The organism is Arthrobacter pascens (genome assembly GCF_017052465.1).
GTDB classification, from domain to species: domain Bacteria; phylum Actinomycetota; class Actinomycetes; order Actinomycetales; family Micrococcaceae; genus Arthrobacter; species Arthrobacter pascens.
In genome coordinates, this window is the sequence record NZ_JAFHKT010000151.1 from 493,951 (window position 1) to 514,277 (window position 20,327).

Annotated in this window: 18 protein-coding genes; 5 read left to right on the forward strand and 13 right to left on the reverse strand. The window is 65.7% G+C overall.

Annotation, left to right across the window (positions count from 1 at the left end; translation table 11 throughout):
- Positions 1 to 2 precede the first annotated feature (2 nt).
- The 4 genes from JYA52_RS20455 to JYA52_RS20470 are packed head-to-tail and all read right to left on the reverse strand — an operon-like array spanning position 3 to position 3,597.
- Positions 3 to 692, reverse strand: a complete 690-nt coding sequence (locus JYA52_RS20455) for an SDR family NAD(P)-dependent oxidoreductase (protein WP_205655193.1) — start codon at positions 690 to 692, stop codon at positions 3 to 5.
- Complete coding sequence (locus JYA52_RS20460) at positions 689 to 1,456, reverse strand: sugar isomerase domain-containing protein (RefSeq protein ID WP_205655194.1); 768 nt, start codon at positions 1,454 to 1,456, stop codon at positions 689 to 691. The genes JYA52_RS20455 and JYA52_RS20460 overlap by 4 nt, the downstream gene beginning before the upstream one ends.
- A 12-nt stretch (positions 1,457 to 1,468) precedes the next feature.
- Positions 1,469 to 2,452 (reverse strand): ROK family protein, encoded by a 984-nt coding sequence (locus JYA52_RS20465; protein WP_205655195.1) that lies wholly within the window; start codon positions 2,450 to 2,452, stop codon positions 1,469 to 1,471.
- A complete protein-coding gene (locus JYA52_RS20470; protein ID WP_205655196.1) occupies positions 2,449 to 3,597 on the reverse strand; it encodes a Gfo/Idh/MocA family protein in 1,149 nt (382 codons plus the stop codon). The genes JYA52_RS20465 and JYA52_RS20470 overlap by 4 nt, the downstream gene beginning before the upstream one ends.
- 400 nt (positions 3,598 to 3,997) lie before the next feature.
- Between JYA52_RS20470 and JYA52_RS20475 the strand changes: the two genes are divergently transcribed.
- From JYA52_RS20475 to JYA52_RS20485, 3 genes are all read left to right on the forward strand, one after another.
- Entirely contained in the window at positions 3,998 to 4,228 is a 231-nt protein-coding gene (locus tag JYA52_RS20475) for a hypothetical protein (protein ID WP_205655197.1), read from the forward strand.
- Between the two features lie 90 nt (positions 4,229 to 4,318).
- Positions 4,319 to 4,588: an enolase-like domain-containing protein gene (locus tag JYA52_RS20480; protein ID WP_205655198.1), complete on the forward strand. Its 270-nt coding sequence runs from the start codon at positions 4,319 to 4,321 to the stop codon at positions 4,586 to 4,588.
- A 124-nt stretch (positions 4,589 to 4,712) separates the two neighbouring features.
- On the forward strand, positions 4,713 to 5,441 hold the full coding sequence (locus JYA52_RS20485; RefSeq protein ID WP_205655199.1) for a mandelate racemase/muconate lactonizing enzyme family protein: 729 nt from the start codon (positions 4,713 to 4,715) through the stop codon (positions 5,439 to 5,441).
- 13 nt (positions 5,442 to 5,454) lie between these two features.
- Here the strand turns inward: JYA52_RS20485 and JYA52_RS20490 are convergent, their stop codons facing one another.
- From JYA52_RS20490 to JYA52_RS20520, 7 genes are all read right to left on the reverse strand, one after another.
- On the reverse strand, positions 5,455 to 6,966 hold the full coding sequence (locus tag JYA52_RS20490; RefSeq protein WP_205655200.1) for an NAD-dependent succinate-semialdehyde dehydrogenase: 1,512 nt from the start codon (positions 6,964 to 6,966) through the stop codon (positions 5,455 to 5,457).
- 120 nt (positions 6,967 to 7,086) lie between these two features.
- Entirely contained in the window at positions 7,087 to 7,908 is an 822-nt protein-coding gene (locus JYA52_RS20495) for an HpcH/HpaI aldolase family protein (RefSeq protein WP_205655201.1), read from the reverse strand.
- A complete protein-coding gene (gene hpaH, locus JYA52_RS20500; RefSeq protein ID WP_205655202.1) occupies positions 7,893 to 8,678 on the reverse strand; it encodes a 2-oxo-hept-4-ene-1,7-dioate hydratase in 786 nt (261 codons plus the stop codon). The genes JYA52_RS20495 and hpaH overlap by 16 nt, the downstream gene beginning before the upstream one ends.
- A gap of 89 nt (positions 8,679 to 8,767) precedes the next feature.
- A complete protein-coding gene (gene hpaD, locus JYA52_RS20505) occupies positions 8,768 to 9,856 on the reverse strand; it encodes a 3,4-dihydroxyphenylacetate 2,3-dioxygenase (RefSeq protein WP_205655203.1) in 1,089 nt (362 codons plus the stop codon).
- A gap of 49 nt (positions 9,857 to 9,905) precedes the next feature.
- Positions 9,906 to 11,420 carry a 5-carboxymethyl-2-hydroxymuconate semialdehyde dehydrogenase gene (gene hpaE, locus JYA52_RS20510; RefSeq protein WP_205655204.1) on the reverse strand — a complete coding sequence of 505 codons (1,515 nt, stop codon included), beginning with the start codon at positions 11,418 to 11,420 and terminating at the stop codon, positions 9,906 to 9,908.
- An 11-nt stretch (positions 11,421 to 11,431) separates the two neighbouring features.
- Positions 11,432 to 12,151, reverse strand: coding sequence for a GntR family transcriptional regulator (locus JYA52_RS20515; RefSeq protein ID WP_205655205.1), 720 nt, complete (start codon positions 12,149 to 12,151; stop codon positions 11,432 to 11,434).
- Positions 12,148 to 13,641 carry a fumarylacetoacetate hydrolase family protein gene (locus tag JYA52_RS20520; RefSeq protein WP_205655206.1) on the reverse strand — a complete coding sequence of 498 codons (1,494 nt, stop codon included), beginning with the start codon at positions 13,639 to 13,641 and terminating at the stop codon, positions 12,148 to 12,150. Before JYA52_RS20520 ends, JYA52_RS20515 begins: the two co-directional genes overlap by 4 nt.
- Before the next feature lie 234 nt (positions 13,642 to 13,875).
- Here JYA52_RS20520 and JYA52_RS20525 point away from each other — a divergent pair, with 234 nt between their 5' ends.
- Together JYA52_RS20525 and JYA52_RS20530 are read left to right on the forward strand one after the other, a co-directional pair.
- On the forward strand, positions 13,876 to 15,789 hold the full coding sequence (locus JYA52_RS20525) for an FAD-binding monooxygenase (RefSeq protein ID WP_205655207.1): 1,914 nt from the start codon (positions 13,876 to 13,878) through the stop codon (positions 15,787 to 15,789).
- Positions 15,790 to 15,817: 28 nt separating this feature from the next.
- On the forward strand, positions 15,818 to 17,215 hold the full coding sequence (locus JYA52_RS20530) for an MFS transporter (RefSeq protein ID WP_205655208.1): 1,398 nt from the start codon (positions 15,818 to 15,820) through the stop codon (positions 17,213 to 17,215).
- A gap of 95 nt (positions 17,216 to 17,310) precedes the next feature.
- Here JYA52_RS20530 and JYA52_RS20535 read toward each other — a convergent pair whose 3' ends face one another.
- Both JYA52_RS20535 and JYA52_RS20540 read right to left on the reverse strand, forming a co-directional pair.
- Positions 17,311 to 18,366, reverse strand: a complete 1,056-nt coding sequence (locus JYA52_RS20535) for a glycoside hydrolase family 16 protein (RefSeq protein ID WP_240460566.1) — start codon at positions 18,364 to 18,366, stop codon at positions 17,311 to 17,313.
- Between the two features lie 427 nt (positions 18,367 to 18,793).
- Positions 18,794 to 20,203, reverse strand: coding sequence for an aldehyde dehydrogenase family protein (locus JYA52_RS20540; RefSeq protein WP_205655210.1), 1,410 nt, complete (start codon positions 20,201 to 20,203; stop codon positions 18,794 to 18,796).
- Positions 20,204 to 20,327 lie beyond the last annotated feature (124 nt).

Below are 20,327 nucleotides of genomic sequence, written 5' to 3' on the forward strand. Positions count from 1 at the left end.
CGTTACCTAAGGAGCCAGCCGCCGTCGACAGGGATTACCGCGCCTGTTGTCTGAATGGCTTTGCTGCTGGCTAGCCACTGGACCGCGTGGGCGACTTCGTCTGCCGTTGACGGCCGCTTTGTGAGGGGCATCAGTTCTGGGAACCTCGATCGGATGTGTTCATCGTTTAGGGCTCGCTGAGCCATCCGCGTGTCCACGAGACCCGGGGAAACCATGTTCACCCGGATGCCGCGGCGGGCACCCTCGTAAGCCGCAGCCTCCAGAAGCGGGTGCATGCCGGCCTTGGCGACGCGATAGGCTGCGGTCAGGAAGTCCTCGTCGAGCCCTTTGGCCAGGGCCGAGCCGATCAGCACAATCGATGAGCCGTCCTCTGCGTACTGAAGGCATGCGCGCAGAAACCGGAAGGCTGAGGTGAGGTCGACCCGGATGACTTCTTCCCAGGCTTCATCAGTACATTTTCCGACGGGGCCGTCGCCAAGCCGGCGTCCGCTCATGCCGATGGTGTGGACTGCGACGGAGAATCCGCCGTCGGAGGCGAGTCTCCGAGCGACGTCCTCGGCTACGCCGGGTTGGGTAATATCCTCCTCCGGACGGTTCGATGCGTGCACACGGAGACCGGAGGCTTCGAAGGATCTCACGCAGGACGCGCCGATTCCGCCGGTCCCGCCGATGACCCACGCCTGAGCGGTCATGCGTTAACCCGAAGTACGTCGGACTTGCGCTTGGCATGTTCCAGGTAGGCGTTCTCGAACAGCTCTTCTGACACTTCCCGTCCGACAATTTGGGCGCCGGTGAGGACGGGCAGTTCAATTCCGCGATCCGCCAGTTTCTGTGCCGTCAGGACTTTGAGGCTGTTGACAATTGCCACATTCGCAACGGTGCTTACAGGCCCTACTTTGTTCGACCAGCCGTTGATAGAGACGGCGGCGTCGCCCAGGGGCGTGCAGAGGTCGATGACGACGTCTGCATGGTCACTGAGAGTGGTGCCGGACGCATGCGTGGCAGGCACAGTCTTGCTTTCACTTCCGGAGGTAACAGCAATTACTTTGAGCCCGGCTGCCTTTGCAACCATGGCTGTTTCAACGGGCACAGCGTTGCGCCCGCTGGCGCTGAAAATCATGATCGCGTCGGTGGGCCGCAGCTTGAAGTTGGACAGGATGACCTCAGCCAGGCCGGGAACACGTTCAATGAACATGGCCTGCCGCTGTCCATTGGCACCGGAAATTTCGGTGTGGAACGTCATCGAAAGTTCGACGATGGGGTGGAAACCTGGAAAAGAGCCGTACCGGGGGAACATCTCCTCGACAGGGATGCGCGAGTGTCCGGTGCCAAAGGTGTGTACGACGCCGCCACCTCCGATGGCATCTGCAGCAATCACAGCAGCCTTTTCGATATTTTCCGATTGTTCGTTCTGAATGCGGTTCAAGACCAGAACCGCTTCGTCAATCCACGTCATGGGTATGTCTTCCTAAAGTGCTAGTTCTTGGCTGGAAAGTTTTGCTTCTAGTTCTGTTCTGATGCCGGCGTACAACGCGGCGCCGAGTGATCCTGACTCCGAGCCGAGGTGCGCGGCGTTCAGCGCGATTGCTCCCGTCACGCTGGTTCGCTCTGCTAACGCGGCGGTCATTGACGGTGCTATATGTCGGAATGCACCCGATATCCCGCCTCCGACGACGACGCATGAGAGTTGCATGAGGACACAGGCGGTTCCGGCCGCAAGACCCAAGTGCCGGCCGATCTTCTCGAAGGCCGCCAGCGCCCACGGGTCCTTCATGTCGGCTGCCTTGGCTATGGACTCAGGTGTGAGCGCCTGGAGCCCGCGGTCCCCGAGGACAGACGTGAGCGCGGGGGAAAGGGATGTCAACGCCGCCCTTGCCATGTATCCCACGAGTGCAGACCCTGAGGCGACGGTTTCCAGGCAACCAACGCCGCCGCAGCCACACATCTCCCCGGCCGCATCGATATTGACGTGCCCCATCTCACCGATGGAATCAATTTCCCCGACCAGGATCCGTCCGTCCCTGGCAATGGCGCCGCCCACCCCGGTTCCAAGTGTCAGAAAGAGCGTATTCCTCTCTCCGCGGCCCGCTCCGACGATCAGTTCTGCATGGCCGAAGGCCCTGGCGTCATTCAAGATGAAGACGGGAACGCCACAAGACCTTTCGAGCTCCGCCGCTATCGGATAGTTCATCCAGTTGCCCGGGATGTTCGGAATAAAGATCGTGGATTTAGTCTGTGTGTTGACAAGCCCCGGCAACGCCAAGCCAACTGCGCGAGTTGTGGGATCCAGGCTTGCCGTGAGGTCCTTCAGAAGGCTGATGAGTGCTTCGCCCCCTTGCCGGGGGGTCGGGACGTCCCCTGCGGCGACGACATTGGTGTCTTCAACCATTGACCACTTGATGCGGGTACCGCCGACGTCAATACCGAGGTATCGGCCAGATTCGGCCATCATGTCCCTTTCGGTAGCGCGCCGGAATTATTCGAGTTGGATGCACTTTGATCTCGGAGTGTCCTCACTGCCGAGCCGCCGAGGTCGGTCAGGCGTACCCTTTGGCCCGTTTCGGCGCCGCGTACAGCGGCTTCCACAATGGCATGCCCGATTCGGGAGGTAGCGGCGCTCAACGGCGAATCCAACGGGCGGCTAGTCCGCAGGTGAGCGACAACGTTTGCCAGCGCAGTCCTGTCCTCAAGGGCAATCTCATCGACCCCAATGCGCTCGGGTGCTGAACCGTTGCCCCTGGTCAGGGTCACTTCAACGTCGTAATCCCACGAAGTGATACTCCCGGTGGCACCGGTGATCACGAACCCGCAACGCGGGCTCGGCTGAAGACTCCACGGGTCACTGAGGGTTCCCCATCGGGTTTCGAAGACCGAAAGACCCGTAGCGTAGCGGGCGATCACCACGGATTGCTCGTCAACCTCAAGCCCTTCAGGAATGAACCAGTCCGCCGTAACTGATTCGGGAAGGCCGCCATTACGGAACCAGGTGCCTAAAGTGACTCCGTAGCCCAGATAGTCACGAAGGCTTCCGCCGCCCGCATCGCTCGAATAGAACCAGCTGGAGGCCTTTTCCTCGGTCGTGGGGGAGGTCTCCACCTTTCCGTGGGAATGGAACAGCGGTCCTCGATTGCCGTCATAGAAATGAACAGCTTGGACGTCTCCAATGGAACCCTCAGCGATCAGGCGTTTGGCTGTTCTGTGCGATGGGAGCCAGGCCAGGGGCCAGTTCACCGTCAGCAGAGTGCCATTGGCTTGGCTGCTGGAGATCATTCTGTCAACGGCCTCAAGGGAGTCAGCAAAGGGCTTCTCCAGAATGACATGAATGCCGGCACTGGCCAGCGCTTGGACAACATCAGCGTGGGCTGCGGTGGTTGTGCACACAAATGCGATGTCAGGATCTGTGACGGAGATGAGGGCGTCCAGTTCCTTCAAGCTGCCGAAGCTTGGCACGTCTAGGTTCAGGCTGAACGCCACGTCGCTGACCCGGGACAGGTCATCCCCGATGAGACCAACCACTGCTGTGTCGGGGTGGTCGATCGCCGTCTGGAGCTGGTCCCCGATATGCATGTGATCGAAGCCAACACCAATGACCCTCAATGGACTTGTCACTCTCGATTTCCTTACGTACTCGCTATCGAACTCAAATGAGATCCTATATCTCAAATGATACCTCTCGATGGTATGTGCGCTATTTGATACTGTCAACGGCGCGAGATCGAGAAGGCTGGGCGCGGTGGCACAGGTGTGAGCCCGTTCGGCAAATGTTAGTCAACGACAGTCCGGCGGGACCGGGAATGCCGCCGGTCGCATGCGCGCAGCGATCAGGCAGTGCGCCGGGCGGGCCGGGCAAGTCCTGCGCCGCGGGAAGCCTTCGGGCTGAAGCCTGCGCCGCCACCTCTCGGCTTGTGGAAGAAGACTTCTCCACGGCCTGGGGGATTCGGACCCTTGCGGCAGGCCGGCACTACTACCAGCCGATGTCTCACCACAGCGGCTCTGTGTGGCCGCCGACACCATGCTGGCCGCAGAGGGCGCGCGCGACGCGGCAGACCACTTCGGGAATGCGCTGCCGGAGCTTTTTGGCGGATTCGCCCGCGCCGAGTTTCCCATGCCCGTGGAGTACCACCATGCGGGATCACCGCAGGCCTGGGCCGCCGCCGCGAGGATGTCAGCTAACCGGCCGATTTCCGACCAGGACCAGCATGGTAGAGGCATCGGCCGGTGGCCGTGAGCTCACCACTGCCTGGGGTGTGGTTCTTGTCCCGCCGGCTGTCAGCGCGCCCGGCCCTACGATCATCACTGAAGAGTCGGAAGTTTCCCTGTGAAGATCACAAGCATCGAGCTCTATCAGGTAGATCTGCCCTACTCGGGCGGTGTCTATCAGCTCTCCAAAGGCCGGTCCTATGATTCCTTTGACGCATCCATCGTCAAGATCACCAGCGACGACGGAACCACGGGCTGGGGCGAAAGCACACTTTTCGGCTCGACTTACATCGCCGCGCACGCACTTGGCACCCGGGCCGGCGTCGCCGAACTGGCCCCTGCGCTCCTGGGCCGCGACCCGCGCCAGGTCGACCGGATCAATGCCTGACGAACGACACCCTCGTCGGACACAATCACGCCAAAACACCGCTCGACGTCGCGTGCTGGGACCTGTTCGGCTAATCGGTCGGACTGCCCGTCTGCGAACTGCTCGGCGGCTCCACCCAATCCCCATGCCCATGATCTCCTCCATCTATGCCGGGGACCCTGAAGACACGCGCCACCGGGTCGCCGAACACCGGGCCCGGGGCTACCGCGGACACTCCATCAAAATCGGAGCTCTGGACAGCGAAGGAGGACCCGCCCTCGACGCCGAACGCATTGCCGCTAGCCTTGCAGACAAGCAGCCCGGCGAATTCTTCCTCGTCGACGCCAACGGCGGGCTGCTGCCCGAGACTGCACTGCGGATGCTCGCCATGCTCCCGCCGGGACTCGATTTCGTGCTCGAAGCCCCGTGTGCCACGTGGCGGGAAACCCTGTCCCTCAGGCAGCGCTGCCGCTACCCCGTCATCCTCGACGAACTCGCCCAACAGGACGAGGACCTCGCCTGGGCAGCCGCCCACGACGTGGCCGACGGCATCGGACTGAAAATCTCCAAAGCAGGTGGGCTAACTCCCGGCAGACGCCAACGTGACATTGCCCGTGCCAACGGGTTCACCGTAAGCGTCCAGGACACGGTTGGTTCGGCCATCGCCTTCGCAGCGATCACCCACCTCGGAGCGACCGTACCCGAACGACTGCTCCGCTGCGTCCTGAACTGCGAGGACATGGTTTCCCTCAACACTGTGAAGTTCGACCCCATCCACAAAGACGGCGGAATCCTCCCGCCCGACGCACCAGGCCTGGGCATCACCGTCAATGAAGACGTCCTCGGCGACCCCGTAGCAGCGTGGGGCGAATAGCCCGTGCCGCCGCCTATTTCCGGGCGGCCCAGGGGTCGGCGATGCCGATGTACTGGGTGGTGGTGTATTCGGCGATGCCTTCGGATCCGCCTTCGCGGCCGAGGCCTGACTGTTTGACGCCTCCGAAGGGTGCTGCCGCGTTGGAGATGACGCCGGCGTTGAAGCCCACCATGCCGAATTCGATCTGTTCGGCCACGCGCAGGAGGCGGTTGAAGTCCCGGCTGTAGAGGTAGGACACCAGGCCGTATTCGCTGGCGTTGGCCAGCCGGACCGCGCCCTCCTCGGTGGCAAAGGTGGTCACGGGCGCCACCGGGCCGAAAATTTCCTGGCGGAGGATCTCTGCGCCGTTCGGGACGTTCGCGAGCACGGTGGGGTGGTAGAAGTAACCGGCGCCTTCCACCGGTGAACCGCCGGTGACGGCGGTGGCGCCGGCGTCGACGGCGGCGCTCACCAGCGCGTGCACGTCGTCGCGGGCGCCGGCGTCGATCAGGGGTCCCACCTGGGTGCCGGGGTCGGTGCCGCGGCCGGTGATCAGGGCGCCCATGGCGGCGGCGAACTTTTCGGTGAATTCGGCGGCGACGGACTCCTGGACCAGGAAGCGGTTCGCGGCAGTGCAGGCCTCGCCCATGTTCCGCATCTTGGCGGCCATGGCGCCGTCGACGGCGGCATCCAGGTCGGCGTCCTCGAAGACGATGAACGGGGCGTTGCCGCCCAGTTCCATGGAGGTCCGCAGCACGTTCTGTGCGGCGTCGGCGATGAGGCGTTTGCCCACCGGGGTGGAGCCGGTGAAGGAGACCTTGCGCAGCCGCGGGTCCGCCAGCAGCGGGCCGGAAATGCCTGAGGCGCTGCTGGATGAGACGACGTTGAGCACGCCCGCGGGGAGTCCGGCGTCGAGCATGGTCTGGGCGAAGAGCTGGGCGGTCAGCGGGGTGAGTTTGGCGGGCTTGAGCACCATGGTGCAGCCGGCGGCGACGGCGGGGGCTACTTTGCGGGTGGCCATGGCGAGCGGGAAGTTCCATGGCGTGATGAGCAGGCACGGTCCCACGGGTTTGTGCTGGACGAGGATCTTGTTCTTGCCCTCGGGGGTGGTGAGGTAGCGGCCGTAGTCGCGGACGGTTTCCTCGGAGAACCAGCGCAGGAACTCGGCGCCATAGGTCACCTCGCCGCGGGCTTCGGCCAGCGGCTTGCCCATCTCCAGGGTCATCAGCAGCGCGAAGTCCTCGGCGCGTTCGGTCACGAGGTCGAAGGCGCGGCGCAGGATTTCGGCACGTTCCCGGGGCGCCGTCCGGGCCCAGGAGGCCTGGACCTTGTCCGCTGCGTCGAGCGCGGCGAGGGCGTCCTCGCTGGTGGCGGAGGCCAGCGTGGCGAGCACCTCCCCGGTGGCGGGGTCGTGGACGTCGAACGTGCCGCCGTCGGACGCGTCCCGCCACTGCCCGCCGATGAGCAGGCCGGTGGGGACGGAGGCGATCAGCGCGTCCTCGCGCTCAGCGGTGACGGCAGGGGAGATTACGGGGGACGTGGTCATACGGGGGTCTCCTCAGGAAAGTATGGGCGGGGCAGTCCGGGGTTTCGGCAGGCTCAACCCCCGGGGGCAGGTCAGTAACTGTCAGCGGTTTCGACAGACTCAACCCCCGGTGGGGGCAGGTCAGTAGCTGTCGGGGGTTTCGACGGGCTCAGCCACCGGGTCGTTGGCGATGTATGTGGACGCGAGGGCTTCGGAGGCCCGGGCAAGGATCGCGACGTCGGCGCCCACGAGCACAAACGAGGCGCCGCCGGCAAGGTACGCCCGTGCGGTGCCCTCGTTGAAGGCGTTGACGCCGGCAGGTTTGCCGGCCGTCTTCGCCGCGGTGAGGCAGTGTTCGACGGCGGCACGCACTTCGGGGTGTTCCTGCTGTCCCAGCAGGCCCATGGACGCGGCGAGATCGGCGGGGCCCAGGAAGATGGCGTCCACTCCATCGACGGCGAGGATGTTCTCCACTGCGGCCACGGCCGCTTCGGATTCGATCTGCACTGTCACGCTGACGGTTTCAGCTGCCCGGGCGAGGTAGTCCGGGATGCGGTTCCAGCGCGCGGCGCGGGCCAGTGAGGACCCGACGCCGCGGACGCCGTGGGGCGGATACCGCGTCGCGGCCACGGCGGCCTCGGCTTCCGCTGCGGAGTTGACCATGGGAACCAGCAGGTTCTGCACGCCAAGATCCAGGTACTGCTTGAACACCACGGTGTCGTTCACCGGAGGCCGGACCATGGCCTGGACGGGGTAGCCGTTGACGGCCTGGAGCTGGGCGAGGATGGATTCGAGCCCGTTGGGGCTGTGTTCGGCGTCGATCAGGAGCCAGTCCAAGCCTGCCCCGGCGCAGATTTCGGCCACGAGCGGGCTCCCGGAGCACACCCACATCCCGGCCAGTGGGCGGTCAGCGGCGGCGAGGGCCTCGCGGAAGGTGGCGTCAGGTTCTAGACGAAGCGGCATGTCACAGCTCCCAGCGGTCCGTAGTCGGCGTGGACGGTGTCGCCCTTGTATACCCAGAGCGGCCGGGTGAAGGAGCCGGCCAGGATGATGTCGCCGGCCTTCATGCTGTCCCCGTGGGCGGCGATCTTGTTGGCCAGCCAGTGCACGCCGTTGGCAGGGTGGTCCAGGACGCCTGCGGCCACGCCGGTTTCCTCCACGGTCTGGTTCTTGTACAGGATGGCGGAGACCCAGCGGAGGTCGACGGCGTCCGGCTTCACCGGGCGGCCGCCCACCACCATGGCGCCCATGGCGGCGTTGTCGGAGATGGTGTCCACGATGGTCCGGCCCTCCATCTCGATCCGCGAATCCAGGATCTCGAGCGCCGGAACCACGTAGTCGGTGGCGTTCAGGACATCGAAGATGGTGCAGCCGGGGCCCTTGAGACTGTCCTTGAGGACGAACGCCAGCTCCACCTCCACCCGCGGGTGCGTGTACTTGTCCCATTCCACGGAGCAGCCGGTGTCGAGGACCATGTCATCGAAGATGGCGCCGTAATCCGGTTCGGTGATGCCGGTGGCGGCCTGCATGGCCTTCGACGTGAGGCCGATCTTGCGCCCCACCAGGGTCCTGCCGGCGTCCTCGTTGCGGCGCCGCCACAACTGCTGCACCGCATAGGAATCCTCCACCGTCATGTCCGGATAGCGGGCAGTCAGGCGCGGGACGGGGGTGCGGCTGCGGCCGGCCTCCACCAGCTCGTCGGCAATGGCCTCAATCGTCTTCGGGTCAAGCATTCGTACGCTCCTCAATGATGGGACGGGTCGGTTCGCGGGACAGGTGGCCGGGTCCGCACGTTCGGTGCGGGGCCGGCCGCGCTGCCACGCTAGACCTGTGCCCCGAGCTTGAAGCCGGTCTTTTCTCCGGCGGATCCGTCCTCTTCCTTGCGGGTGTAGGAGAAGCCGTCGGCGCCCACTGTCACGGCCATCTCGGATGCGTCGGTGCGCTCAATGACGGGTTGCGGGTTGCCGTCGAGGTCCAGGACCAGGGAAGCCTCGGTGTACCAGGACGGGACCACGGGGTTGCCCCACCAGTCGCGGCGCTGGTTGTCGTGCACGTCCCAGGTCACGGTGGGGTTGTCCGGGTCGCCGGTGTAGTAGTCCTGGGTGTAGATCTCCACGCGGTGGCCGTCCGGGTCCAGGATGTAGAGGTAGAAGGCGTTGGACACGCCGTGCCGGCCGGGGCCGCGCTCGATCCGGTCCGAGATGCGCAGGGCGCCCATCTTGTCGCAGATCTGGATGATGTTGTGCTTCTCGTGGGTGGAGAACGCGATGTGGTGCAGGCGCGGGCCGTTGCCGCCGGTCAGGGCGGTGTCGTGCACGGTCTGCTTGCGGTGCATCCACGCGGCGTAGGTGACGCCGTCGGAGTCCTTGATGTCCTCGGAGACGCGGAAGCCGAGGTCCTCGAGGTACTTGCGGCCGCGGGGGACATCCGGGGTGACCTGGTTGAAGTGGTCCAGGCGGACCAGCTCACCTGCGGAGTAGAGGTCGTAACGCTGGGTGAGGCGTTCCACGTGCTCCACGTCGTAGAAGAATTCGTAGGGGAAGCCCAGCGGGTCCTCGACGCGGACCGAGTCGCCCACGCCCTTGGTGAAGCCGTCCTTGCGGCGTTCGGTGCGGCAGCCCAGTTCCTTGTAGTAGGCCTCGGCAGCATCCACTTCGGCCGGCGACTTCACGCGGTAGGCGAAGGCCGCGGCGGCGGCCACCGGGCCCTTGCGGAGCACCAGGTTGTGGTGGATGAACTCCTCGAAGGAGCGCAGGTAGATCGCGTTCTCGTCTTCCTCGGTGACGTGCAGGCCCAGCAGGTCCACGTAGAACGCGCGGGACTTGGCGAGGTCAGTGACCACCAGTTCCAGGTACGCGCAGCGGACGATGTCCGGGGCAGGGACAGAGGGGGTGGGTACAAAGTTAGTCATGATGTTCTCTCTTCGTTGAAAGGGGTCGGGTTGGCGCTGGCCTGAAGGCCTAGGCGCCGAATTTGGGGGTGTGGACTGAGCCGAGTGTGATGTGCACGGCCTGCTGGTCGGTGTAGAAATCGATGGAACGGTAGCCGCCCTCGTGGCCCAGGCCGGAGGCCTTGACGCCGCCGAACGGGGTGCGGAGGTCGCGGACGTTGTGGCTGTTCAGCCACACCATGCCGGCCTCGACGTTCTGCGAGAAGTTGTGGGCCCGGGTCAGGTTCTGGGTCCAGATGTAGGCCGCCAAGCCGTACTTGGTGTTGTTCGCCAAGGCGAGGGCTTCGTCGTCGTTCTCGAACGGCGTGATGGCGACGACCGGGCCGAAGATCTCCTCCTGGAAGATCCGCGCGTCCGGGGCGACGTCGGCAAACACGGTAGGGGCGATGTAGTTGCCTTCCGGGAGGTGCTCCGGCCGGCCGCCGCCGGCCAGCAGCCGGCCCTCGGACTTGCCGATCTCCACGTAGGAGGCCACCTTTTCGTAGTGCTCGGGGTGGACCAGGGCACCCACCTGGGTCTTGGGATCGTGCGGATCGCCGACGACGATGTTCTTCGCGCGGGCCGCGTACTTCTCACAGAACTCGTCGTAGATGGGGCGTTCCACGAGGATCCGGGAACCTGCGGTGCAGCGCTCGCCGTTGAGCGAGAAGACGCCGAACAGGGCGGAGTCGATCGCGGCGTCCAGGTCTGCGTCGGCGAACACCACGCACGGCGACTTGCCGCCGAGCTCCATGGACAGGCCCTTGAGGTTGGCGGCGGCGTTGCGGAAGATCGTCTGGCCCGTGGTGGTCTCGCCGGTGAAGGAGATCAGCGGCACGTCCGGGTGCTTGACCAGGGCGTCGCCGGCCTCCTCGCCGAGGCCGTTGACCAGGTTGAAGACGCCGTCCGGCAGGCCCGCGTCCTTGAAGATCTGTGCCCACAGCGAGGCCGAGAGCGGGGTGAACTCGGCCGGTTTGAGGACCACGGTGTTGCCGGTGGCCAGGGCCGGGGCGAGCTTCCAGGACTCCAGCATGAACGGGGTGTTCCACGGCGTGATCAGGCCGGCGACGCCGATCGGCTTGCGGTTCACGTAGTTGATCTGCGAGCCGGGGACCTTCATGGCGTCGTCGAACTGGGCCACGATCAGGTCCGCGAAGAAGCGGAAGTTCTCCGCCGCACGCAGGGCCTGGCCCTTCGCCTGGGTGATGGGCAGGCCGGTGTCGAAGGTTTCCAGCTCGGCGAGCCGTTCTTCCTGGGCTTCGACGGCGTCGGCGATCTTGTTCAGGACACGGGCACGTTCGCGCGGCTTCATCTTCGGCCACGGACCGTTGGTGAACGCTTCGCGGGCGGCGGCGACGGCGAGGTCGATGTCCTCTTTCTGCCCGGCGGCCGCAGTGGCGTAGTTGGTGTTGGAGACCGGATCCAGGACATCGAAAGTCTTGCCGCCCACGGAGTCGACGAATTCGCCGTTGATGTAGTGCTGGATATGGGAGGGCAGGTTCTCGGGGATGTAGTGCGTCTTGGTTGCTTCGGCAGTGAACGTCATCGTTTTCTTCCTTACTGCTGTGGGGTCTGTTGGTCGGTTGCGGCGGCCAGGTAGGCGTCCAGGGTGGCGCTGCGGTGGAGCCGTGCTGCTTTTTCGATGGTGTCGGCGTCGGCGCCGGTTTCAATGAGCCTGAGGAGGGCTTCGTGTTCGTCCACAGATTGGTGCGCCCGGCCGGGGACGAAGCGGAACGTGGAAGAGCGCAGGGACGCCAGCCGGTTCCAGCCCCGGTGGACCAGGTCCAGGATGTGCGGGTTGGGGCAGTGCTCGAACAGGACGCTGTGGAAGTCCTGGTTCAGCCGGGTGAAGCGGACAGGATCGAAGTGCTGCAGGCACTCGCGCATGTCCTCGTTCACCGCACGGGCGCGGGCGATGTCCGCTTCGCCGATCAGCGGTGCGGACAGCGCGGTGGCTGCGCCCTCGACGATGCTCAGGGTCTGCATCGTGTACAGGTACTCTGTGGGGTCGATGCCGGACACCGTGGCGCCGACGTTCCGCTCGAACTTCACCAGGCCCTCTGCCTCGAGCCGGCGGATTGCTTCGCGGACCGGGACCACGCTGACGCCCAGGTCCTCGGCGATCTTGGCCAGCACCAGCCGGTAGCCGGGGGAGTAGGTCCCGTCAACGATCCGGCCCTTTACGGCTGTGTAGGCCTGCTCCGATTTGCTGCCGGCAGTCTTGCTGGCGGTGCTGGTGGCAGCCGCCCTGCCCGCGGCTGTGACAGTCTCAGTCATTGGCCTTGCCTGCTTCCCATGGCTTGCCATTCCAAGTACCTGGTGCGCCACTCGGCGTTCAGCGGGTAGAGCCCGTCCACGCTGTGGCCCTGCTGCACCATTTCGGCGATGAAGACTTCCTCGCGCTCCTGGGCGATCGAATCCTCGGCAAGTTCCTCGGCCAGTGCCGGCGGGATCACCAGGATGCCGTCCGAGTCCGCCACGATGATGTCCCCCGGCTGAACGGTGGTGCCGCCGCAGGCGATGGTGATGTCCGTGTCCCACGGGATGTGCCGGCGCCCCAGCACCGCGGGGTGCGGGTTGGAATAGTACGTGGGCATGTCCATGGCGGCCACGGCCGCGAAGTCGCGGACCCCGCCGTCGGTGATGATGGCTGCGGCGCCGCGGACCTGGGCACGCAGGGCCAGGATGTCGCCGATGGTGCCGGTGCCCTTTTCGCCGCGGGCCTCCATCACCAGGATCTCGCCCTCGTTGACGGAATCGATGGCCTTCTTCTGGGCGTTGAAGCCGCCGCCGTGGGCCTTGAAGAGGTCCTCGCGGTTGGGCACGTAGCGCAGGGTCCGGGCCAGGCCCACGATCCGCTTCTCCGGCCGGGTGGAAGTCAGGCCGTCGATGCTGACGTTGTTCAGGCCGCGCTTGCGCAGCTGGGAGGACAGGGTTGCTGTGCAGACGCTTTCCAGCTTCGCCTTCAGCTCCGGGGTCAGGACGGGCCCGACGGCAGCGGCCTCCACAGCGGCGAGCCCCGCCGCTTCGCGCGAACCGTAGGCTTCCTCCCGTTGCAGGTCATCGGTCTTGGGCCGGGCGCCAAAGTCGCCGAACGGCGTCGTACCTTCCGTCACCTTGGTGGCGAGGCGGCCGGTGCTGAAGTCACCGGCCGTGACCTCAACCTCGACGACGTCGCCCGGCTTGGCGACGGAGGCGCCGGCCGGTGTGCCGGTCAGGACGATGTCCCCCTCTTCGAGGGTGAGCAGCTGGGACAGGTCGGCGACGAGCCGGGCGAACGGGAAAAGCAGGTCTTCGGTGGTGTCGTCCTGGACCAGTTCGCCATTGTGCCAGGTGCGGATGCGAAGCGTTGCGGGGTCCACCGTGTCGGCCGGGATCAGTCCGGGGCCGACGGGGGTGAACCCGTCGCCGCCCTTGGACCGGAGGTTGGAGCCCTTGTCCGCGTAACGGAGGTCGTAAACGCCGAGGTCGTTGCTGGCCGTGACCCACTCGACGTGGCTCCAGGCGTCCTCGAGGCCGACCCGCCGGGCAGGTTTGCCGATGATCAGGGCGATTTCGCCTTCATAGCCGAGCAGTTCGCAGCCGGCTGGCCGCTCCACGGTTGACGGGGCCTCTGCCGAACCGAGCGCCAGGGATGACGACGGCTTCAGGAAGTAGGAGGGCTGCTCCGGCGTGCGGCCCCGCTGGGCCGCCCGACTGGGGTAGTTGATATGCACCGCGATGACCTTGCGGGCCGCGGCCAGGAGGTGGTCGGTGACCTGTTCCAAGAGTTACTCCTCATCGAGTACGAAATCGTATACGAAACACTATGGACCCGGATCGCGGATCCGTCAACACCCTGATTGGGCCCGGAAGTCCACCCATATCCGGCACTTGTCGTCCCGGTCACATCTGCCGTACAGTTGTGATTCACATCCCAGATTTCTATTATCGAACTCCAAGTTCTAATATCGATCACCCTTTAGGCGATAAACAGCCACACAGCGAAGTGAGGAAAGCCCGTGCAGTTCCACCACCACGGTTACGTATCCGGTGACCCGCGAGTCCAGCCGGCCGCCGGCGTCGGCATCGACCGGCCCGCGCAGCTTCCCGACGAAGTGGATGTCCTCATTGTGGGCACCGGGCCGGCGGGCATGCTGACGGCCGCGCAGCTGTCCCAGTTCCCCGGCGTCACCACCCGGATCGTGGAGCGCCGCCCCGGAAGGCTCGCCATCGGCCAGGCCGACGGCATCCAGGCGCGGAGTGTCGAGACGTTCCAGGCTTTCGGCTTCGCCGAGCGGATCATCGCCGAGGCCTACCGCATCACCGAGATGGCATTCTGGAAGCCGGACCCCGCGGATCACTCCCGCATCGTCCGCGCCGCCCGCGCCGTCGACGACCCCGCCGGCATCAGCGAATTCCCGCACCTCATCGTCAACCAGGCCCGCGTGCTGGATTACTTCGCCGAGTTCATGGCGAACTCGCCCGCCCGGATGTCACCTGACTACGGCTTTGAATTCCGCAGCCTCGAGGTCACCGGGGAGCGGGAGTTCCCCGTCACCGTGACGCTGCTCCACACGGCGGGCCCCGACGAAGGCCGGGAACGCACCGTCCGGGCCAAGTACGTCGTCGGTGCGGACGGCGCCCGGAGCAAGGTGCGCGATGCCATCGGCTGCACGCTCGCCGGCGACCAGGCCAACCATGCCTGGGGCGTCATGGATGTCCTTGCTTCCACCGACTTCCCGGACATCCGCCTGAAATGCGCGATCCAGTCCGGGCAAGGCGGCAGCATCCTGCTGATCCCGCGCGAAGGCGGCCACCTCTTCCGCATGTACGTCGACCTCGGCGAGGTCGCCGCGGACGACCACGGGGCCGTCCGCAAGACCACCATCGAACAGATCATTGCCAAGGCCAACGCGATCCTCCACCCCTACACGCTCGACGTGCGCAACGTCGCCTGGCACAGTGTGTACGAGGTGGGCCACCGGCTCACCGACCGGTTCGACGACGTCCTTCCGGACGAGCTCGGCACGCGCACGCCGCGCGTGTTCATCACCGGCGACGCCTGCCACACGCACAGCGCCAAGGCCGGGCAGGGCATGAACGTCTCCATGCAGGACGGCTTCAACCTGGGCTGGAAGCTGGGCCACGTGCTCGAGGGCCGCAGCCCGGAGAGCCTGCTCTCCACCTACTCGGCCGAGCGCCAGGTCGTCGCGAAGAACCTCATCGACTTCGACAAAGAGTGGTCCACGCTCATGGCGAAGAAGCCCGAGGAATTCGACAGCCCCTCGGAACTCGAGGACTTCTACGTCAGCACGGCCGAATTCCCGGCAGGCTTCATGACCCAGTACGCCCCGTCCATGCTCATTGGCGAGCCGGCGCATCAGGACCTGGCCTCCGGGTTCACCATCGGCAAGCGCTTCAAGTCCGCTCCGGTCGTGCGGGTCTGCGACACCAACCCGTTGCACCTGGGCCACCAGGCGAAGGCGGACGGCCGGTGGCGCATCTACGTGTTCGCGGACGCGGCAGCGCCCGCCCTGGGAAACAATAGCGCCACATCGCCGGCCACGGACTTCGCCGAGTGGCTGGCGAACGCGCCGGATTCGCCGCTGGCCGCTACGCCGTCGGCCGCCGACCGCGACGCCTGGTTCGACGTGAAGGTCATCTACCAGCAGGACCACACGGGCATCGACATCGGCACGGTCCCGGCAGTGTTCAAACCGGAAGTCGGCCCGTTCAAGCTCACCTACCTGGAGAACGTCTACGGCACCGATCCAGCGGCGGACATCTTCGAACTGCGCGGCATCGACCGCGGCGGTGCCGTCGTCGTCGTGCGGCCGGACCAGTACGTCGCGAACGTCCTGCCCCTGACGGCGACGGCCGAGCTCGCCGCATTCTTCGCGCCCCTCCTGCCGGACCGGCTTCGGACCGCTTAAGCGGCAGCGCTGAAACAAAGGAGTTTTAATGACACAGTCCCACACCACAGGTGCGCCCCCGCACCGCCAGCGCATGAGCCAGGATGACCGCCGCGTCGTCGCCGGCACCATGGTCGGCACCACGATTGAGTGGTACGACTTCTTCATCTTCGCGCAGGCAGCGGGAATCGTCTTCGCCAACCTCTACTTCAAACCCCTGGACACCGACAGCCCCGGACTTGCCCAGCTCGTCTCCTGGGCCACCATCGGTGTCAGCTTCTTCTTCCGGCCTTTGGGCGCGGTGATCGCCGGGCGCCTGGGCGACCGGGTCGGCCGGAAGGCCATGCTCGTTTTCACCCTGGTGATGATGGGGGCGTCAACGGCCCTGATCGGGTTGCTGCCCACCTACGCCCAGATCGGAGTCTGGGCCCCGATCCTGCTCATGGTCCTGCGTATCCTGCAGGGATTCTCCGCAGGTGGTGAATGGGGCGGCGCCGCCCTGATGGCAGTGGAACATGCGCCGGTAAACAAGCGGGGCTTCTGGGGCGCCTATCCGCAGATCGGCGTCCCGGTGGGGATGATCCTGGCGACGCTGGTGCTGTTTCTGCTCCGGCTCTCCATGTCCCCGGAGCAATTCCTGGAATGGGGCTGGAGGATACCGTTCCTGCTGTCCGTCGCCCTCATCGTGCTGGGCTACTTCATCCGGGCCGCCGTGTCGGAAAGCCCGGTCTTCAAGGAGATGGTGGAGCGCAAGCGCGAGTCGGCCACGCCGCTCACGCAGCTGCTGCGGACGAACAAGCTGCAGGTGATCCTCGCCGCGGTCATCTTCATCGGCAACAACGCCGCCGGTTACCTCGTGATCGCCTTCCTGTCCTCCTACGCCCAGAAGACCCTGAAGATGGAAGCATCCCCGGTGCTGCTGGCCACGCTGCTCGCCTCCTTCGGGTGGCTCGTATTCACCCTGTACGGCGGCGCCCTCTCGGACAGGATCGGCAGGGTCAGGACCTTCCAGATCGGTTACCTGCTCATATTCGCCTGGATGATCCCGATGTTCCTGCTGATCGACACCCGCAACATCTGGGCCTACGGCGCGGCGATCTTCATCCTCACCATCGGACTGGGCCTCTCCTACGGACCGATGTCAGCCATGTACGCGGAGATGTTTCCCGCCAGCGTCCGCTACTCGGGAATCGGAATCGGCTATGCGCTCGGCTCCATTCTCGGCGGTGCGTTCGCCCCGCTCCTCGCCGAAGCACTGTTCAAGGAGACCGGCTGGTCAGGCTCCATTGGCCTCTACATCATGGGGCTCTGCGTGGTCTCATTCATCGGAGTTACTTTGGTGAAGGAAACGAAGGGCGTCTCCCTGGCAGCAGATACGGAATCAGATGCTCAAGCAGATGCTCAAGCAGGTACGGGGGAGCAGGCTGCGCCGGCAGTGACGCACTGACGTCGCCTTTCTCTTAAAAGTCCCGACAACAGAAAGGATGCCGGCGCCCCTCACGGGCGCCGGCATCCTTTCTCGTGCCTTGGTTCGGTGCTGGCCTACTTGTAGACGCGGACCCAATCGACCTGCATCTGCGAGGGGGCAGCGGCAGTGCCGTTGGGGAACCAGTCCAGCTGCAGCGTCTGCTGCATGGCGCCGGAGGGCTGGTGCGCCGGGTTCGTGTCGGTGAAGGTCTTCACACCGTCGACGTAGCCGGTGATGCCGGCGGGAGTCCATTCGACCGCGTAGTTGTGCCACTGCGTGGTGTCAACGGCGTAGCTGGACTGCGTCTGGAAGCTCGAGCCGCTGCACTCGTAGTGCAGGAAGAACTTGATCTTGGAGGTCTTGCCGGAACCTTCGGCGTAGTCGATCTCATCGCAGGTGGCGGACGGCTTGGTGGGCCAGAGGATCAGCACCGGGTGGTACTGCGGGTCCCGCGCATTGGTCTTCATGCGGGTTTCCCAGCGTCCGTACTTCTGCCGTGCGAACTTTGCGGACATGCCGCCGGTGGTGCCGGCCGCGTCACCCTTTACTGTGGCTACGCCGTTGGCCACAGACCAGGCGTCAGGGCTGCGTTTGCCTTTACCGGCGTGGCCCGGTCCGCTGTAGACGCCCCACTTGGTGGAGTCGGGAGCACCGGTGTTGGAGAACTCGTCACCGGCAACGACGGAGCCCCAGCCGAGCGTGGTCGCCGCTTGCTTGCCGCTGACGGGAGTGGGCGCAGCTGCGATGTTGGCTGCGGGCACGGCCTTGGCCTGCGGGGCCACAGGGGCCTTTGCCGGTGCGGGCACGGCCTTGGCCTGCGGGGCCACGGCGGCCGGGGCAACTGCCGGCTTCGGTGCGCTTGCTGCCGACAATTGCGGCTTCACGGCGGGCTTGGTGGTTGCCTTGGCGGCGGCAGCCTTCGTGGTTGCCTTCGGTGCCGGCGCGGCCGGTGTGGCGGCCTTCGGCGCGGGGGCGGCTGCCGTGCCCGTGGCGGCCGGTGCAGCCTGGGCGGACAGTCCCTTGTCCGCGGTGTCAGGGGCCGATGCGCCGACCCCTGTGGGGGCGAGGCTGCATCCGGTCAGGGACAGCGCGCCAACGGTAAGTACTGTGGCTAGTTTCTTGTTGAACAAAAAAACCCCTCCGGGGCGTAGACAGGCGCACGCGGCAGACACATCGAGGTGCTGACGCATGCCTGAAGATTTGGTTCAGTCCCCCCGAGGGGACCCGAGCAGCCTCGTGCTGCTCGTCGCATCCGGCCCCAACGATCGGGCGTCCGGTGCCCGATTTTCGGGCCAGGCCTGAGGCCAGTCAGCAACGTTACTAACTCGTTATACGGCCCGCAAACCGGGACTGGACTGGCCAATCCGGCGCCGCGCGGCACCGCAGCGCCGTCGAACCACCCCGTGACCTGCACAAACATCCGGCCTGCGGCGCACCGACATCCTGTCCGATGTGTGATTAAGGTCGCATTATTCGGACAGCAAGAAGCCGCCGTCGCGTTCTGCGACGGCGGCTTCCGGTATTCGTGTGTCCCTCTGTGCCTGGTCGGGGGGACCCTTAGCCGTTAATGACCTGCGGGACGCCAAGCGCTTTGAGGCCTTCGACGCCGAACTCCAGGCCGTAGCCGGACTGCTTGGCGCCGCCGAAGGGGACTCGGGGGTCCACGGCACCGTGTTTGTTGATCCAGACGGTACCGGCCTGGATGCGGGCGGCGACAGTGCGGGCTTCGGGGAGGTTGGCGGACCAGACGGAGGCGCCGAGTCCGACGTCGAGCGCGTTGGCCTTGGCCACTGCCTCATCCACGGTGCTGTAGCGGATGATCGGCAGGGCCGGGCCGAACTGTTCCTCGGCGACCAGCGGGTTGTCGTTGTCGATGTCGGCCACGAGCGTGGCGGGGTAGAAGTGGCCGGGCTGGTCCGGGTCGGGGTTGCCGCCGATCAGGATGCGGGCGCCGGAGTCACGGGCTGCTTCGACGAGCCCGGCCACGATGTCGTACTGGGCCCTGTTCTGCAGCGGGCCCAGGACGTTGTTCTCGTCGAGGCCCACGCCCATGGGCATGGCCTTCGCCACGGCCGTGAGCTCTTCGCAGACGGCGTCGTAAATGTCGTCATGGACGTAGAGGCGCTTGAGCGCGGCGCAGGTTTGGCCGGTGTTGATGAAGGCGCCCCAGAAGAGGTCCTGGGCGATGGCCTGGGGGTCGGCGTCGGGCAGGACGATGCCGGCGTCGTTGCCGCCGAGTTCGAGGGTGAGGCGTTTGACGGTGTTGGCGGAGGATTTGATGATCTCCCGGCCGGCGTCGGTGGAGCCGGTGAACATGACTTTGCCGATCGCGGGGTGTTCGGCGAGGCGGGCGCCGACCTTGCGGTCTCCGGAGACGACGGTGAGCAGGCCCTCGGGGAGTTCTTCGTTGAGGACCTTGGCCAGGGCCAGGACGGAGAGCGGGGTCATCTTGGAGGGTTTGACCACGACGGCGTTGCCCATCCTCAGGGCCGGGGCGATCTGCCAGATGGTGATCATCATGGGCCAGTTCCAGGGGCCGATGGCGCCGACGACGCCGATGGGGCGGTAGTGCAGTTCGGCGTAGGTTTCGCCGTCGTCCACGACGGTTTCCGGTTCCAGGGGCGTGGTGGCGGCGGCGCGGAGCCAGGCGGCGCAGGCGCCGACTTCGAAGCGGGCGTTGGGTCCGTTGAGGGGTTTGCCCTGCTCGCGGGAGAGCAGCCGGGCGAGTTCTTCTGCGGAGCGTTCGACGGCGTCGGCTGCTTTGAGCAGCGCGGCGGACCGGGCGTCGTGGCCCAGGGCCGCCCAGGCCGGCTGTGCCGCCTGCGCGGCGGCGACCGCTTTTTCGAGGTCGTCAAGGGTGTGGACGGGTGCTTCGCCGACGGCGGTGCCGGTGGCGGGGTCCAGGATGGTCCGGGTTTCGCCGGCGTCCGGGGTGATCGAGGCCAGCAGGGCGTCGTAAGTTTCCAAGGGATACTCCACTTCGAGTAGGCGATGCGCACCGGCCACCGTGGCCTGAGGCTATGTCTCGAGTCTGCCCGGCCCGACGCGGTGCGTCTTGTGTATCCGCGAACGGCTCTTGACCCCAAGCGAA